This window comes from Dyella sp. 2HG41-7, assembly GCF_021390675.1.
Lineage (GTDB): Bacteria > Pseudomonadota > Gammaproteobacteria > Xanthomonadales > Rhodanobacteraceae > Dyella_B.
Genome location: NZ_JAJEJV010000004.1, coordinates 3,252,262 through 3,267,177, shown reverse-complemented (window position 1 = coordinate 3,267,177; position 14,916 = coordinate 3,252,262). Strand labels below are relative to the sequence as shown.

General features: G+C 60.3%; 16 protein-coding genes. 8 read left to right on the top strand and 8 right to left on the bottom strand.

All coding sequences use genetic code 11. From position 1 onward, the window contains the following. Nucleotides 1–9: 9 nt before the first annotated feature. The gene (locus L0U79_RS16060) at nucleotides 10–453 is read right to left on the bottom strand and encodes a copper chaperone PCu(A)C (RefSeq protein ID WP_233843249.1); all 444 of its coding nucleotides are present in this window, start codon (nucleotides 451–453) and stop codon (nucleotides 10–12) included. After that, nucleotides 450–1,070 (bottom strand): SCO family protein, encoded by a 621-nt coding sequence (locus tag L0U79_RS16055; RefSeq protein ID WP_233843248.1) that lies wholly within the window; start codon nucleotides 1,068–1,070, stop codon nucleotides 450–452. The genes L0U79_RS16060 and L0U79_RS16055 overlap by 4 nt, the downstream gene beginning before the upstream one ends. Nucleotides 1,071–1,154: 84 nt before the next feature. Here L0U79_RS16055 and L0U79_RS16050 point away from each other — a divergent pair, with 84 nt between their 5' ends. Further along, nucleotides 1,155–1,538: a DUF423 domain-containing protein gene (locus L0U79_RS16050; protein ID WP_233843247.1), complete on the top strand. Its 384-nt coding sequence runs from the start codon at nucleotides 1,155–1,157 to the stop codon at nucleotides 1,536–1,538. A 44-nt stretch (nucleotides 1,539–1,582) separates the two neighbouring features. Here L0U79_RS16050 and L0U79_RS16045 read toward each other — a convergent pair whose 3' ends face one another. After that, nucleotides 1,583–3,106, bottom strand: coding sequence for a transglutaminase-like domain-containing protein (locus tag L0U79_RS16045; RefSeq protein ID WP_233843246.1), 1,524 nt, complete (start codon nucleotides 3,104–3,106; stop codon nucleotides 1,583–1,585). A gap of 113 nt (nucleotides 3,107–3,219) precedes the next feature. On the opposite strand from L0U79_RS16045, the gene purT reads away from it, so the two are divergent. Next, nucleotides 3,220–4,401, top strand: coding sequence for a formate-dependent phosphoribosylglycinamide formyltransferase (purT, locus tag L0U79_RS16040; RefSeq protein WP_233843245.1), 1,182 nt, complete (start codon nucleotides 3,220–3,222; stop codon nucleotides 4,399–4,401). Nucleotides 4,402–4,463: 62 nt separating this feature from the next. Further along, nucleotides 4,464–5,993 (top strand): FMN-binding glutamate synthase family protein, encoded by a 1,530-nt coding sequence (locus L0U79_RS16035; RefSeq protein WP_233843244.1) that lies wholly within the window; start codon nucleotides 4,464–4,466, stop codon nucleotides 5,991–5,993. A gap of 39 nt (nucleotides 5,994–6,032) precedes the next feature. On the opposite strand, the gene L0U79_RS16030 is transcribed toward L0U79_RS16035, so the two are convergent. The 4 genes from L0U79_RS16030 to L0U79_RS16015 all read right to left on the bottom strand — a co-directional run bounded on the left by L0U79_RS16030 (nucleotide 6,033) and on the right by L0U79_RS16015 (nucleotide 8,711). Continuing rightward, nucleotides 6,033–6,743, bottom strand: coding sequence for an arginyltransferase (locus tag L0U79_RS16030; RefSeq protein WP_233843243.1), 711 nt, complete (start codon nucleotides 6,741–6,743; stop codon nucleotides 6,033–6,035). Nucleotides 6,744–6,811: 68 nt separating this feature from the next. Beyond that, nucleotides 6,812–7,210 carry a hypothetical protein gene (locus L0U79_RS16025; protein WP_233843242.1) on the bottom strand — a complete coding sequence of 133 codons (399 nt, stop codon included), beginning with the start codon at nucleotides 7,208–7,210 and terminating at the stop codon, nucleotides 6,812–6,814. Between the two features lie 9 nt (nucleotides 7,211–7,219). Next, the gene (gene tesB, locus L0U79_RS16020; RefSeq protein ID WP_233843241.1) at nucleotides 7,220–8,086 is read right to left on the bottom strand and encodes an acyl-CoA thioesterase II; all 867 of its coding nucleotides are present in this window, start codon (nucleotides 8,084–8,086) and stop codon (nucleotides 7,220–7,222) included. A 58-nt stretch (nucleotides 8,087–8,144) separates the two neighbouring features. Continuing rightward, complete coding sequence (locus L0U79_RS16015; RefSeq protein WP_233843928.1) at nucleotides 8,145–8,711, bottom strand: N-acetylmuramoyl-L-alanine amidase; 567 nt, start codon at nucleotides 8,709–8,711, stop codon at nucleotides 8,145–8,147. Nucleotides 8,712–8,821: 110 nt separating this feature from the next. Between L0U79_RS16015 and L0U79_RS16010 the strand changes: the two genes are divergently transcribed. The 3 genes from L0U79_RS16010 to L0U79_RS16000 all read left to right on the top strand — a co-directional run bounded on the left by L0U79_RS16010 (nucleotide 8,822) and on the right by L0U79_RS16000 (nucleotide 11,988). After that, the gene (locus L0U79_RS16010; protein ID WP_233843240.1) at nucleotides 8,822–9,349 is read left to right on the top strand and encodes an alpha/beta hydrolase; all 528 of its coding nucleotides are present in this window, start codon (nucleotides 8,822–8,824) and stop codon (nucleotides 9,347–9,349) included. Continuing rightward, the gene (gene rlmKL, locus L0U79_RS16005) at nucleotides 9,346–11,532 is read left to right on the top strand and encodes a bifunctional 23S rRNA (guanine(2069)-N(7))-methyltransferase RlmK/23S rRNA (guanine(2445)-N(2))-methyltransferase RlmL (RefSeq protein ID WP_233843239.1); all 2,187 of its coding nucleotides are present in this window, start codon (nucleotides 9,346–9,348) and stop codon (nucleotides 11,530–11,532) included. The genes L0U79_RS16010 and rlmKL overlap by 4 nt, the downstream gene beginning before the upstream one ends. A gap of 63 nt (nucleotides 11,533–11,595) precedes the next feature. Next, nucleotides 11,596–11,988 carry a hypothetical protein gene (locus L0U79_RS16000; RefSeq protein ID WP_233843238.1) on the top strand — a complete coding sequence of 131 codons (393 nt, stop codon included), beginning with the start codon at nucleotides 11,596–11,598 and terminating at the stop codon, nucleotides 11,986–11,988. A gap of 56 nt (nucleotides 11,989–12,044) precedes the next feature. On the opposite strand, the gene L0U79_RS15995 is transcribed toward L0U79_RS16000, so the two are convergent. Continuing rightward, on the bottom strand, nucleotides 12,045–12,488 hold the full coding sequence (locus tag L0U79_RS15995; RefSeq protein ID WP_233843237.1) for a DUF6491 family protein: 444 nt from the start codon (nucleotides 12,486–12,488) through the stop codon (nucleotides 12,045–12,047). Between the two features lie 224 nt (nucleotides 12,489–12,712). Here L0U79_RS15995 and egtB point away from each other — a divergent pair, with 224 nt between their 5' ends. Together egtB and egtD are read left to right on the top strand one after the other, a co-directional pair. After that, nucleotides 12,713–13,912 (top strand): ergothioneine biosynthesis protein EgtB, encoded by a 1,200-nt coding sequence (gene egtB / locus L0U79_RS15990; RefSeq protein ID WP_233843236.1) that lies wholly within the window; start codon nucleotides 12,713–12,715, stop codon nucleotides 13,910–13,912. After that, the gene (gene egtD / locus L0U79_RS15985) at nucleotides 13,909–14,883 is read left to right on the top strand and encodes an L-histidine N(alpha)-methyltransferase (protein WP_233843235.1); all 975 of its coding nucleotides are present in this window, start codon (nucleotides 13,909–13,911) and stop codon (nucleotides 14,881–14,883) included. The genes egtB and egtD overlap by 4 nt, the downstream gene beginning before the upstream one ends. Nucleotides 14,884–14,916: the final 33 nt, after the last annotated feature.

Below are 14,916 nucleotides of genomic sequence, written 5' to 3'. Positions count from 1 at the left end.
CGGTTTTATTTACTCGGATGCGTTGGCGGGTCGCACGGTGAACTGTACGGGCAAGTGACTGCCATCCGAAAAATCCAGCGTGATATCGATCTTGTCGCCAGGCGTTAGTGGATGCGTCGCTTGCTCAAGCATGAGATGGTATCCAGCAGGCGCCAATGCAACCTGGCCCTGCGCAGGGATCGCCAATCGATCGAGCATGCGCATCGTGCTGCCGCCTGCTTCACTTGCGCTGCTCTGATGAAGCATCGCCGAGGCGTATGCGGTGCTATGCACTGAAACCAGTGTCGCGGCGGAGCTGCCCTGGTTTTGCAACGTAACGTAACCACCCGCCGGGAGATTCGCGGGAAGCAGGCGAATCCATGCGTTGCTGGCCTTGATATGGTCCGCTTGCGCGGCTTCGCTGCTGAGGGGCAGCAGGATCGCCAGCGTCAACAGCAGCGTACGGCCGATCACTTCGCATCTCCTGGGCTCAAGAGCAAATGCAAGTCGTGCACGAGCTTGTCTTGCGAATCCGTGGGTGTGGCGAGCAGGCGCGCTTTGCCGCTAGCGTCGAAAACATAAATACCCGAGCTGTGGCTGACGTCGTAACTACCGCCGCGCTTATCCGGTTCGCGGGAAAATGCCGCGCGGTAACGCTTGGTCAGCGCTTCGATATCGGAGGGCGAGCCGGTTAAGCCGATGGCGTGCGAATCGAACGCGGCGACGTACGCATGCAGCACTTCCGGCGTATCGCGGGACGGATCGACGCTCACAAAGAGAATACGGGCGCCATCGGCGAGATTGCCAAGCCGTTGCATAACCACATGCAGATGCGCGAGGGTCAACGGGCAAACGTCCGGGCAATGCGTATAGCCAAAGTAGAGCAGGGTGACTTTGTTGCGATAATCGGCCGCTGTGACGGCTTTGCCCTGGTCGTCGGTAAGCCGGAACATCAAGTCCGGCATATGCCCGGAGATATCCGTCAGCTGCCATGGGGATGCACTGTCCTGCTGCTGACACGCGGTGAGCAGGAGGGGAGCGCCGAGTACGATCGAAAAGACGGCAACGCGGGCGAATCGCAAGAGCTTCATGCAAGAATTCCATGCGGCGGAACCCAGCCAGCATACGCCACGCGCGACGATTCATCGCGGCCTTGACGACAGGAAACCTCGCCGATGCGACAACTTGCCCAAAATCATGCCGGCCTGCTTGCCGGCGCAGCGGGCGCCAGCGCCGTGTTGTGCGGGGCCTTCGGCGCGCATGCGCTCAGAAGCGTGCTCGATGCGCCGCACTACGAGCTTTGGCATACGGCTGTCGACTATCACTTTTGGCATGCCCTGGCTTTGGCGCTTACGGCGTTTGCGGTCAAGGGGCGGTGGCGCGGGATCGCGCTGCTGGCGTTTGGCATAGGTATCGTGTTGTTCAGTGGCAGCTTGTACGCACTCGCGCTTGGAGCGATGCGATGGATCGGCATCGCGACACCGATTGGTGGCGTCGCGTTTATCGTCGGATGGATTGCGTTGGGTTTCGGATTGCGGGCGAAATCCGCAAGCTCGTGATGGCCAAGCATGGATTTGCTGCGCAGGATCGACGCCGCTGAAACCTATCTCGCCGATCCGCCTGGAACGCCATCCGGACTCAATTCCAAACCCTTTTCCCAAAAATCGTACATCTCGGAAAAGGTTTGCACGGAGTCGATTTGAATGCTGCCCAATTCATTCATGGCGTTAAAGAAATGCCAAGGATTGCCATCGCCGGTATCGAGCGCAATATGGCCGCTATCAAATCCCAGGGTAACCGGATCGAAACTGCGCCAGTGACCATTGACCCACGCGGAAACCCACGCATGCGGTACGAAAACGCGCACCTTGTTGTCGTATCGATCGGCATAAAGAACGCCGACAACGACACGGGCGGGAATACCTTCAGCGCGAGCGAGCGCTGTAAGTAGCACGGCGTACTCCGCGCAGTCGCCTTGACGATCTCGGGCGACTTCCAGTGCCGACGCGTAACCGATATCCAACCCGCGCCTGGAGAGATAGCCGCTCACGAAGCTGCTGAGGTTGCCCATGATGTGCGACTTCGTCTGCGCATCACCAGCGGCCATCGCGGCGAGACGGCGAATTTCCGGATCGTCGGATTGAACCCATGCATTGGGTTGCGTGTCCGATGGCGTGGGTGCGCTTTGCGCGTCCGATACGCCACGATAAACCTTGATCAGCCACTCGCCGTTTCCCAAATCGGATACTGATTGCTGGTCGGTAGCGATAAAGGGTTTGGTAATCGCCTTGTTCGTGACATGCGCGTGATAACCGAGGAAGTCGGAGAGCATTTCCGCGTTGAGCGGGCGCGGCGAATCGATCAACGCCGACTGCATCATATTCAAGCTTTGCGCAGGCGCCTCGGCGCATGTCTCGCTGCAAGCGATCATGTCCATCGGCGCGCCCAGCAGCGAAATGGAACCTTTGCGGATATCGCCATGCGTATCGACCCAGAGTTCGACGGTCTGCGTGCCGGTCGCCTGCTGCAGGACTTCGCGTTGATGGCTCAGCGTTTCGACGTGATCCTGCAACGGCACTTGCTCGTTGCCGATAACGTCCACGTTGAGATCCATCGCCTGCTGACCTGCCTGGTTGTAGAGGCGCAGGTCGTAATGAGCTCCGGGGTGTTCGATCGCCGCCTGCATGGCCTTGCGTTGGCCTTCGACCAATACGGCGTCGGACGGCCAATCGGTGATTGATTGACGCGAATTGCCTTCGCTCGTGTTGATCAATTCCAGGCGGCCGTCGGACAGAATTCTGCCTTCCACTCTCGTTACGCCGGCAGACATCAGGGTGCGCATGTCGAAGCTGATGGGCTTGCCTTCCGTCGTTTCCACGCTGCGACTGATATTGGTGTAAGGCACCGATCGGTGATTGCGCTCGATATTCATCACTAGCGTTTCCGTCGTGGTGACGGTGTCGCCGACCTGTTCGCGGTGAATTTTTTCGTAGCCGATCTTGCGGCCGTTGAGCAGCACGGTCATCCAGGTGGTATTTGCGGGGGCAGCATCCGTGGCCGCTCTGTCCGTGGTGGGGACAAAGCACAACACCAGCACCAGCAAAAGCGGGGCAGTAGCGCTGCGCATATTCGATCCGTGGGGAACGGAGTTGAGATGAGTGGATACCTGCTTTTGTTCGACGTCAATCTGCAGTGCATCAACGCTTAGGACGTACAATGGCGCTTTGACCGGAGATCGCAATGAAGCCCTTTGGCACCCCCCATTCCAACCACGCCTTGAAGGTGCTGTTGCTCGGTGCAGGCGAGCTTGGAAAGGAGGTCGCGATCGAATTGCAACGGTTTGCCGTGGAAGTGATTGCGGTAGACCGCTACGCGCATGCGCCCGGCATGCAAGTGGCGCACCGCAGCCATGTCATCGATATGTTGGACGGCAACGCCCTGCGCGCGCTGATCGAACAGGAAAAGCCGGATCTGGTGGTGCCCGAAATCGAGGCTATCCACACGCCCACGCTGGTGGAATTGGAAAAAGAAGGTCTGAAAGTTATCCCGACGGCGCGTGCCGCCTGGCTGACCATGGACCGTGAAGGCATTCGCCGTCTGGCCGCTGAAGAATTGGGATTGCCGACGTCGCCTTATCGTTTCTGCGACAGCGAAAGCGAATTTCGCGACGCGACCACAGCGATTGGATTTCCCTTCGTGATCAAGCCCGTGATGAGTTCGTCGGGCAAGGGCCAGAGCGTGGTGCGCGATACCGCGGGCATGCACAAAGCCTGGGATTACGCGCAATCGGGCGGCCGCGCAGGCAAGGGGCGCGTGATCGTGGAAGGATTCGTTCCCTTCGATTACGAAATCACCCTGCTTACCGTGCGCCACAAAGACGGCACGAGTTTCTGCGCGCCGATCGGGCATCGACAGGAAGACGGTGATTACCGCGAATCGTGGCAACCGCAACCGATGAGCGATGTCGCGTTGGCTGAGGCGCAGCGTCAGGCGCAGGCGATTACCGGTGCGCTCGGCGGTTGGGGCGTATTCGGCGTCGAGTTCTTCGTGAAAGGCGACCAAGTCATTTTTTCAGAAGTGAGCCCGCGTCCGCACGACACCGGGTTGGTGACGCTCATTTCGCAGGACCTCTCCGAATTCGCCTTGCACGCGCGCGCCATTCTCGGTTTACCCATACCGGTGATCCGCCAGAACGGTCCATCCGCGTCGTGCGCGGTGCTGGTGGAGGGTGATGGTCCGGCGCCGCGTTACCACGGTATTGCCGAGGCCTTGGCGGAGCCCGATACGCAGCTGCGCATTTTCGGCAAGCCCGAAGTCAAAGGCCGCCGCCGCATGGCGGTAACCTTGGCGCGCGACAGTGATATCGAGTCGGCCAAAGCCAAGGCCATCCGGGCCGCGAAACCGATTCGTACAGAGTTGTAGAATCCCAAAGCGCGCCCTCTCTATGCTGAGAAAGGGCCCCCAAAACACGGCGGAGAGCAGGGATGGAATCGACTGGTTTTTCGCATTGGCTAATCGTGCTGGTGGAAACCTTTGCAGCGTTGTTTATGCTGCTGCTGATCACCGCCGTGTTGGTGTTGGCCGTGGTATGGGTGGTCGACCGCAATCAGACGCACAACTCGGTGTTGCGCAATTACCCGGTGATCGGGCACTTCCGTTACTTCTTCCTGCATCTGGGCGAGTTCTTTCGCCAATATCTTTTTTCCAGCGATCGCGAAGAATTTCCGTTCAATCGCGCGCAACGCGTATGGGTGTATCGCGCCGCCAAGAATTCCGAAAACACCAACGCGTTCGGTTCCACGCGCGATTTGCGCGGCGAGGGCGTTCCGTTTTTCGTCAATGCGCCGTTTCCTGCGCTGGGCGACCATCATGTGGAGCCCAAGCCGGTGCGCATCGGACCGTTTGCGCGGGAGCCTTACGATCATGCGGCGTTCTTCAATATTTCCGCGATGAGCTTCGGCGCGCTATCGGCGCCAGCGGTGCGTGCGCTGTCCAGCGGTGCGGCGAAAGCAGGCATCTGGATGGATACAGGTGAGGGCGGTTTGGCGCCGTATCATCTGGAAGGCGGTTGCGACATCGTGTTCGAAATCGGCACCGCCAAATACGGCGTACGCACGCCGGACGGCAAATTGGACGATCAAAAACTGCTGGCGATCTGCGCGCACAAGCAAGTGAAGATGGTCAGCATCAAGCTCGGGCAGGGCGCTAAGCCTGGCATGGGCGGTTTGTTGCCGGCCGCGAAAGTGACGCCGGAAATTGCCGCTATTCGCGGCATTCCCGTGGGTCAGGATTCGCAGAGTCCCAATCGCCATCTGGATATCGGCAACGTGACGCAATTGATGGATGCGATCACGCACATTCGTCGTCTCACCGGCAAGCCCACCGGCTTCAAGGCCGTGTTCGGCGGCATGGAGTGGATCGAAGAGTTGTGCGATGAGATTGGCAAGCGCGGCATCGAAAGCGCGCCGGATTTCATCATCATCGACGGTTCCGAAGGCGGCACCGGCGCGGCGCCGCAAACCTTGATGGAAGGTGTCGGCTTGCCGCTGCACGAAGCGCTGCCGGCACTGGTCAATACGCTGATCGAGAAAGGGCTGAGGGATCGCATCAAAGTCATTTGTTCGGGTAAATGCATTACCGCGTACGACGTCGCATGGGCGATTTCGATGGGCGCCGATTTCGTCAATTCCGCACGCGGTTTCATGCTCGCATTGGGTTGCATTCAGTCGCTGCAGTGCAATCGCAATACCTGTCCCACGGGTATCACCACGCAAAATCCGCGGTTGCAACGCGGATTGGTGGTTGCGGACAAGAGCGAGCGCGTGGCGAATTACGCGCGCAACGTGATGCACGAAGTCGGCATCATCGCGCACAGCTGCGGCGTGGAAGATCCGCGCGAACTCGATCGCACGCATTGTCGTGTCGTAGGCGACGACGGCATTTCCGTGCCGCTGATCAAACTGTTCCCGTATCCGAAGATCAGCGCAGAGCAAATCACCGTAAAAAGCGCATGACGTTGGCATGCGCGCCGCCGCTACGGAGGTTTTCGGCGATCAAGGATCCGGCAGATTTTTCCAACCGTCCGCGCCACGCACCTGCAACGGTTTGAAGCGGCGCTTGTAATCCATTTTCGGATGATCCTTGATCCAGAAACCGAGATAGACCCACGGAATGCCGCGCCTGCGCGCCAATTCCACCTGCTGCAGAATGGCGAACGTACCCAGGCTGCGATCCTGTTCGTCGGGATCGTAGAACGTATAGACGGCTGAAACGCCGGTGATGCACACGTCCGTCACTGCCACGCCGAGCAAGCGTTCGCCCTGGTGCAGTTCCACGAACACCGTGGGGCTCCACGGCGCGGTAAGGAAGCGGCGAAAATCGCTGGCTTCCGCTTCGTCCATCCCGCCGCCCGGATGGCGCGTGCGCAGATAGCGCGAATACAGCGCGTGACGTTCGCTGTTGTAGCCGGCCATGTGCTCGGTGACGATGAGATCTGCGTTGCGCTTCAAGCAGCGGCGTTGTGCACGATCCGGTTTGAAATTCGCCACGTCGATACGGCAGGGCGTGCACGCGTGGCAATTAGGGCAGTGCGGAAAATAAAGATGGCCGCCCGCGCGACGAAATCCATGGTCTAAGGCCGCGCCATAAAGCCGATCCAGCTGCGGGGCGGCTGGATCGATCACCAGATTCTGTGCCGTACGCCCGGGGTAATAACCGCAGGCGTGCGGCAGCGTCTGGAACAGTCGGACATGATCGGAACGCATGGGATGATTCTATGACTGCCCGCGACCGATATGGCAAGCGTTTTGCCTTTAAAACGAGCGATTTGCCTTCAGAGAATGTGAAGGTAATGCAGCGCCAGCACCATGAAGACGCCCAAAATCGCCAACAGCGCGATGCGGCGTACCCGCGCCACGGTATGTTCACGGCGCACATACACCGACGCAACCGGATCGCGAGACGCTTTCAGTTCCACGCCGTGGCGAATTTCCGGCTCGATGCCCAGCTTGCGCAGCAGCTCACGCGCCTTGGTGTAATCGTCCGCGCGGCTCACCCAGACCTGCGGCCAGACATCTCGATTTTCGGTGCGCTGGGAGTAGCTGAAACGCTGGTAGCTGGGCCGATTCCAGTTGGAGCGGTTGGTGATGGTGGTCTCCACATCGTTTTCGGCCATGAAGGCGACGACGCGGTCGATGTTTTCTTGCCGGGGCGAGGTATAGAGCAGGCGCATGCGGGCAGTTTACTCGCCGCGCAGCCGGATCAGCCCTTCCTGCGCGGTCGAGGCCACCAGGTGGCCGTCGCGGCTGAAAATCTGCCCCCGGGCGAGCCCGCGCGCACCTTGCGCCGTGGGGCTGTCGCAGGAATACAGCAGCCATTCGTCCACCTTGAATGGGCGGTGGAACCACAGCGCGTGATCCAGGCTGGCCATCTGCACGTTGTGGGTGAGGTAGGAAATGCCGTGCGGCAAGGTGGCGGTGCCGATCAGGTGGAAGTCCGAGGCGTAGGCCAGCAGGGCGCGATGCAGGACCGCCGAATCGACGATCGGCGAGCTAAGCCGGAACCAGATGTGCTGGATCGGCGGGCGCTTGGACGGATGCAGCTCGTCGCGCGGCCACACCTGGCGGAACTCGAACGGACCGTCGCTGCCCAGCCAGCGCTGCAGCTTCACCGGCAAACGGGCAAGCTCGTCGGGCGGCACGCGATGCATGGGCTCCACGTCTTCCGGCGCCGGGACCTCCGGCATCGAGGATTGGTGTTCGACGCCCTTTTCAGGCACCTGGAACGAAATGGCGCCGTTGAGGATCGGCTGGCCGTGCTGGATCGCCACCACGCGGCGGGCCGAGAACGTGCCGCCGTCGCGCGCATGTTCGACGCTGTACACGATCGGCGCATCGATATCGCCGGCGCGCAGGAAATAGGCATGCAGCGAGTGCGCCTCGCGCTTGGGATCTACCGTCTGCTGCGCGGCGGACAGCGCCTGGCCCAGCACTTGGCCGCCGAATACGTAGCGGGTGCCGATGTCGCGGCTCTGGCCACGGAAGAGGTTGTCTTCCAGTCGTTCGAGCTGCAGCAGCTCGACCAGTTCCTTGACGTGTGTATCCCGCATACCGCAAACCCCTGAAGCTCAAATGGCCGGGAATTATAGCCGGGGCGGGTCGGGTCGCTCAGTGATTGGCGCGAATTCGGGTCAGTCCGCTGCCCGGCAATACGTCGTTCCAAGGGAATAGCGGGCCGGGATCGAGCTTGCGCGATACCTCCCGGCTCGGGTCGTCGCTGGCGGGCACGCGGGCGGTGTCCAGATCTTCGTGACCGGCGATCTCATGCAGGTTAGGGAACTCGCTGCGCAATTGCGCGAGCAGCGCGCGCAGCGCCGCAATCTGGGCGGCGGTGTAAGGCTCGGTCATGGTTTGCTGGCGGGTATCGAACCAGTTCGGGTAGCGCCCGCGATTGACCAGTTCGATGCCGATCGAAGGCGGGTTGTAGCCGCGCACATGGTTGGCGATGCGCGTCCCCGGCACGTAGCGATAAACCGCGCCGTCGCGGTCGATGTAGTAGTGGCCGCTGTTGCCGGTACCGTTCTCGTACAGCGCTTTTTCACCGTATTCGCGCGCGGTGGCCAGGTCGGGCAATTCCGTGCAATGGATGACGACCAGGGTCACGGCGTCGGCCGGCCGCTCGGGCAATTTGGCGACGTACGGAAGGGGCTGATCGTGGACGGTTAGCATCGGCATGGCGGTGAGTTTTGCATATCCGTGCAGGCAGATACGCGCCATGACACGTCGGGCTTCGGGCCAAGCGGCTATCATGCGCGTCCCCCTGCGCCTTCCATGGAGCCCCCGCCATGCCCGGACACGTCATTCTTTCCCACGGCTCGGATTCCGGCCCGGACGCCACCAAAGTCAGCGCATTGGCGAAGATCGCCGAGTCGATGGGCTGGAGCACGGAGCGCCCGGACTATCGCGAGGACGACAAGCTCGGCCACGCCGACTCCATCGCGCCGCGCATTGCCCGTCTGCACGAGCGCATCGCCGCGTGCAGTGCGCCGCCGATTTTGGTGGGTTCCAGCATGGGTGCGTTCGTCTCCGGGTTGGCGTCGTTGGAATTGCCGGTGGCTGGGCTGTTTTTGCTCGCCACACCCGCATTGATTCCGGGCAACAATCTGGCGTTCGATGTGCGACTGGATGTTCCCACGTTGCTTATCCACGGCTGGCACGACGATGTTTGCCCGTTGGACGAGATGTACGAATTCGCCGGGCGGCGATCGCTCCCGCTGTTGATCGTCGATGACGATCATCGTCTGGGCGATCACGTCAACGCGATCGGCCGGCAGTTCGAATACTTTTTGCAATCGTTGGCGGGCTCACGTTGAATCCATTTTTCGCAACTTGTCCCAAGGGCCTCGAATATCTGCTGCGCGACGAGCTGATCGCGCTCGGCGCGGAAGACGTGCATGAGACGCTTGCCGGCGTACGTTTTTCCGGCACCTTGGAAACCGCATATCGCGCGTGCCTGTGGTCGCGTCTGGCAAGCCGTATTTTGTTGCCGATCGCCGAATTCGACGCGGCGACCGACGATGCGCTGTACGCAGGCGTGCAATCCATCGATTGGACTGAGCATCTTGCGCAAAACGCCACCATGGCGGTGGATGCCAATACGGCGCAAAGCAAGCTCACGCACAGCCAATTTCTCGCGCAGCGCGTGAAAGACGCCGTGGTCGATCAATTCCGCGAAAAAGGTCTCGCGCGTCCCGATGTCGATACGGAAGAACCCGATGTGCGCATCAACGTGCGCTTGCGTCGCGATCGCGCCACCGTATCGATCGATCTTGCGGGCGCGCCCTTGCATCGCCGTGGCTGGCGCGAAATGCAAGGCGAGGCGCCGCTGAAAGAAAACCTCGCCGCCGCGATGCTGCTGCGCGCGGATTGGCCCGCGATCTACGCGCAAGGTGGTGCGTTGCTCGATCCCATGTGCGGCTCGGGAACGCTGCTGATCGAAGGCGCCTTGATGGTGGCCGATGTTGCGCCGGGCTTGCGCCGTTCCTACTTCGGTTTTCTCGGCTGGAAGCAACACGACATCGCGCTGTGGCGAAATTTGCTTCAGGAAGCGAATCAACGCGCCGAAGCGGGTCTGCCGGTGTTGCGCAGCTGTTTCTTCGGCTCCGACGCGGATGCGCGGATGGTGCAGACGGCCAAACGCAACGCGCAGGAGGCAGGCATCGCCGGCTTCCTCACGTTGGATAAGCACGATATGCAGCACGTGCGGCCACCATCGGGCATGACGCAAGGTCTCGTCATCACCAATCCGCCCTATGGCGAGCGATTGGGCGAACGCGAAAGCATGCCGAAGTTGTATCGCGCCTTGGGTGAAACCCTGCGAGATCACTTCACTGGTTGGCGCGCCGCAGTGCTTGCGGGCGATGCCGAACTGGGGCGCGCCATGACATTGCGCGCCGACAAGAAATACGCGCTTTACAACGGCGCGCTGGAAACCGTGTTGCTGACGTTTGAATTGCATCCGCGCAACGACACGCCGCGCGAAAAAGCGCCGTTGTCGCCCGGCGCGCAGATGCTCAAGAATCGTCTGGAAAAGAACGTCAAGCATTTGCGCAAGCGGCTGGAGCGCGAAGGCGTGCATGCGTGGCGCGCTTACGATCAGGATCTGCCCGAATATGCGGCGGCCATCGACGTTTATACGGATAACGCTGGCGCCACGCATTTGCATATCCAGGAATACCGTGCGCCCGCCGACGTGCCTGCCGAATTGGCGCGCACGCGCATGCGCGAAATCGCGCGCGTCGCCGGCGAAGTGTTCGATACGCCGCGCGCACGCATGGCGATCAAAACGCGCGAGCGGGGCAAGGGCGGTTCCAAGTACGGTCAATTCGATCAGCGCGGCGAATTTATCGAAGTCGAAGAGGGTGGTTTGGCGTTTCTGGTAAATCTTTTCGATTACCTGGACACCGGCCTGTTTCTCGATCATCGCCTGGTCCGCGCAAAAGTGCGCGAATTGGCCGCCGGCAAGCGATTCCTCAATTTGTTTGCTTACACCGCGACGGCAAGCGTGTATGCGGCGGCAGGCGGCGCGCGCGACACCACCAGCGTCGATTTGTCCGGTACGTATTTGGAGTGGGCGTCGCGCAATCTCGCGTTGAACGGATTTGCCGGCGACAAACATCGATTGGTGCAATCGGATGCAAGCGAATTTCTGCAACATGCGCGCGAGCGTTACGGATTGATTTATGTCGATCCGCCGACCTTTTCCAATTCCAAACGCGCAGAAGATTTCGATGTGCAGCGCGATCACGTCAAATTGTTGCTGGCGTGCGCGGATCGGTTGACGAACGACGGCGTGATCGTCTTTTCGAACAATTTCCGGCGATTCACGCTCGATCGCGAAGCGTTGGAAGAGCGCATGACAATCGAAAACTGGGGAGCCGGCAGCATCCCCTTCGATTTTTCCCGCCGCGCAAATATTCACGACTGCTGGATCTTGCGATTGCGCGGAGCCGAAGGTCAGGCAAACCCTTGGGACAGCGCGCGTATCAAGAAGTAAACCCTTCAGTACAGATTAAGCGCGACGGGACCACCATTCGCTTCGTACTGACGGAGGTGTGTCATGGTCAAACGTAGTGTCGGCAAATTCGTTGCTATCGGCCTGGCGCTTGCTGGAGCCGCGGCTGCACCCGTCGGCGCATCGGCCCACCCATGGGGTGGCCCGGGCTGGCACGGCGGCGGCTACTATCACGGTGGCTATTACCGTGGCGGTTGCTGCTATCGCGGTGGTTATTGGAGTGGTGGCCGCTGGATCGCCGGCGCAATCGTCGGTGGTGCCGTGGCGGGTCTCGTCGCTGGTGCCGTAGCGGGTCCGCCGGTGTATTACGCACCGCCGCCGGCGGTCGTCTACGCACCGGGCACCGTGGTGTACCAGTCGGCGCCACCGCCGGTTGTCACCACGACGGTCGTAACCAGCGATCCTTACCAGACGCGGTATATCGGTCCGGCTTACTAATCGATACGCGCTAAAAAAAGCCCGGCCATGCCGGGCTTTTTTTATGAGCGATTTATTTAAGGACTTGTGCTCGGCTGTTGTGTCCTGGTGCTGTGATATTTGGCTTTGTCGCGCATGCCGGTAAACGTGGCTTCGTCGATCAGACTGACCGAATCGATCGCGCATGCCGGTTGGCCTCGCGCGCGCACTTTTTCGCCGATGCCGCCGCAAATGCGCATGGGCGCTACCGCTTTATCGGCCATGCTCGGAATAAAAATCAAACCGTCGGCGCCGATCCCCAGTTGCGGACAGGCTGCATGTATTTTGACCAGGTAACGTTGGTAGGGGCCGGTACGTACAATGGCTGTTTGCGGATCCACGACATGCCATTCGTTGATTTGATCCAGTCGGATGCAATCCTTGAAAGGCAGGCTGCTGCCAGGAGGCGCCGATTGCGCCAAAGCCGAGCCGGCGGTCGCCGCCATCGCCAATGCAAGTACTGCAGAAATAATGGTTTTCATAAAGATCACCTCACTGTGGGGGTAATACAAGGCGGTAGGCCTGGTCCATATTTCTGCCATACGCGCATCACATAATATGAACGATCTTTGCGGCATGGTGGCAGTATGATCGTCTGCTGTTTCGCGCTTCACAAGGTGTATTGCAGCACGTTCGCCCTTCTCGAGCCTGCGTCATGAATGTCCCCGCATTCGCCATACACACCGAAGATGCCGTAGCGCGATTCATGCGTATACGTCGACAAACGCTGGGACTGTGCTCTGGGTTGACCGGCGAAGACCTGCAAGTGCAATCCATGCCCGACGCCAGTCCGGGCAAGTGGCACTTGGCGCATACCACCTGGTTTTTCGAACAGTTCGTCTTGGGTTACGACCCGGCTTACCGTTCGCCGAATGCCGATTGGTACCACCTGCTTAATTCCTACTACGAATCGGTCGGTTCAATGCATGCGCGACCGCAGCGCGGCCTGCTGTCGAGGCCGTCGCTGGAGGAGATTCGCGATTATCGCGCACGCGTCGATGAAGCCGTGGGCGAGCTGCTGGTGCGCGGCGTGGACGCTACGCTAACGGCCAGAATCGAGCTGGGTTTACAACACGAACAGCAACATCAGGAACTGTTGCTCACCGACATCAAGCACGCGTTTTGGTGCAATCCTTTGCGACCGATCTATCGCAAGGCGAACGCGCGTGGTGAGAGCCGAACATCGTCCATGCGCTTCTTGCCTGGGCGACAGGGTCCGGTGGACATCGGCCAGGAAGACGGGGGCTTCGCATACGACAACGAATTGCCACGGCATACGACGTGGTTGTCGGCGCACGCATTGGCAAACCGATTGGTCACCAACGCCGAATACGTCGCTTTCATACGCGATGGCGGCTATCGCGAAGCAGGCCTTTGGCTTTCCGACGGCTGGGCGATCGTGCAGCGCGAAGGCTGGCAACATCCGCTGTATTGGCAGGACGATTTGTCCAGCGAGTTCACGCTTGCGGGTATTCAAGCCTTGGATCCGCACGCGCCGGTCTGCCATATCAGCTACTTCGAAGCCGACGCGTTCGCGCGTTGGGCCGATGCGCGCTTGCCGACCGAAGCCGAATGGGAAGACGCCGCATCGTCATTGCCCATCCACGGCAACTTCCAAGAGAACCTTGGCTTCCATCCCACCGCCATACCGGCCGGCGACGGACTACTTCAGATGTACGGCGACGTCTGGGAATGGACGGCTTCGCCGTATGTGAGCTATCCGGGATTCAAACCGTTGCCCGGCGCACTCGGCGAATACAACGGCAAATTCATGAATGGTCAGTGGGTCTTGCGCGGCGGCTCGTGTGCCACGCCGCGCGATCACATTCGAGCCAGCTACCGCAATTTCTTTCCGCCCCATGCCCGCTGGCAGTTTGCGGGCATCCGATTGGGACAGGACCGATGAGTGTGCAAGCTTATGCAGTACGAGACGAACAACGCCCACCCGACGATGTACTACTCCAAGTGGTACAGCGTGGGTTGCGCGCAACACCCAAGCGCTTACCGTCGTGGTTGTTCTACGACGAGCAGGGTTCCGCGTTGTTCGAACAGATTTGCGAACAGCCCGAGTATTACCTGACCCGCGCGGAAATCGCGTTGTTGAATCAACACGCGGGCGATATTGCCGGCGTGCTCGGCCCGGATGTGCGTCTGGTGGAATACGGCAGCGGGCACGCGATCAAAACGCGTCTGTTGCTGGAACATCTCGTCAATCCCGTCGCATGGGTGCCGATCGAGCTTTCCGCCGAGCCGTTGCGTCAGGCGATGGCGCGCATGTCCACGCACTTTCCCGATCTGCCGATTCAGCCGTTGGCCGTCGATTTCACCAAGTCGTTGCGATTGCCAGTTCCGCCGCGCGCGCCGCGTCGTACGGTGTTGTATTTCCCGGGCTCTACCATCGGCAATTTCGAAGATCGCGATGCCGCGCAGCTGTTGCGCAAAATGCGCGGCGAAATGGGCGACAACGGCGGCATTCTGGTCGGCGCGGATTTGAAGAAAAGCCGTAAGACGATCGAAGCGGCATACAACGACCGCGCCGGTATCACGACAGCGTTTACACTCAATATGCTGACGCGTTTGAATCGCGAGCTGGGTTGCAACTTCGACCTCGGCGGGTTTCGTCATCGCGCGCGTTACAACGCGATGGCAGGTCGCATCGAAACGCATATCCTTAGCAACCGCGACCAGCGCGTGCAGGTGGGGCGTTACGACATTCCGTTTCGCGAAGACGAAGCCATGCTGGTGGAATACAGCTGCAAATACTCGCTGGAGGATTTCGCCGCGCTGGCGGCGACGGCCGGCTTGGCCGTGCAGCACGTTTGGCTGGACCCCGAAGGATTGTTCAGCCTGCAATACCTCACCGCACGGGCCGTATAGGGATGCTCTGATCCATTCTACGTAGGCGGCATG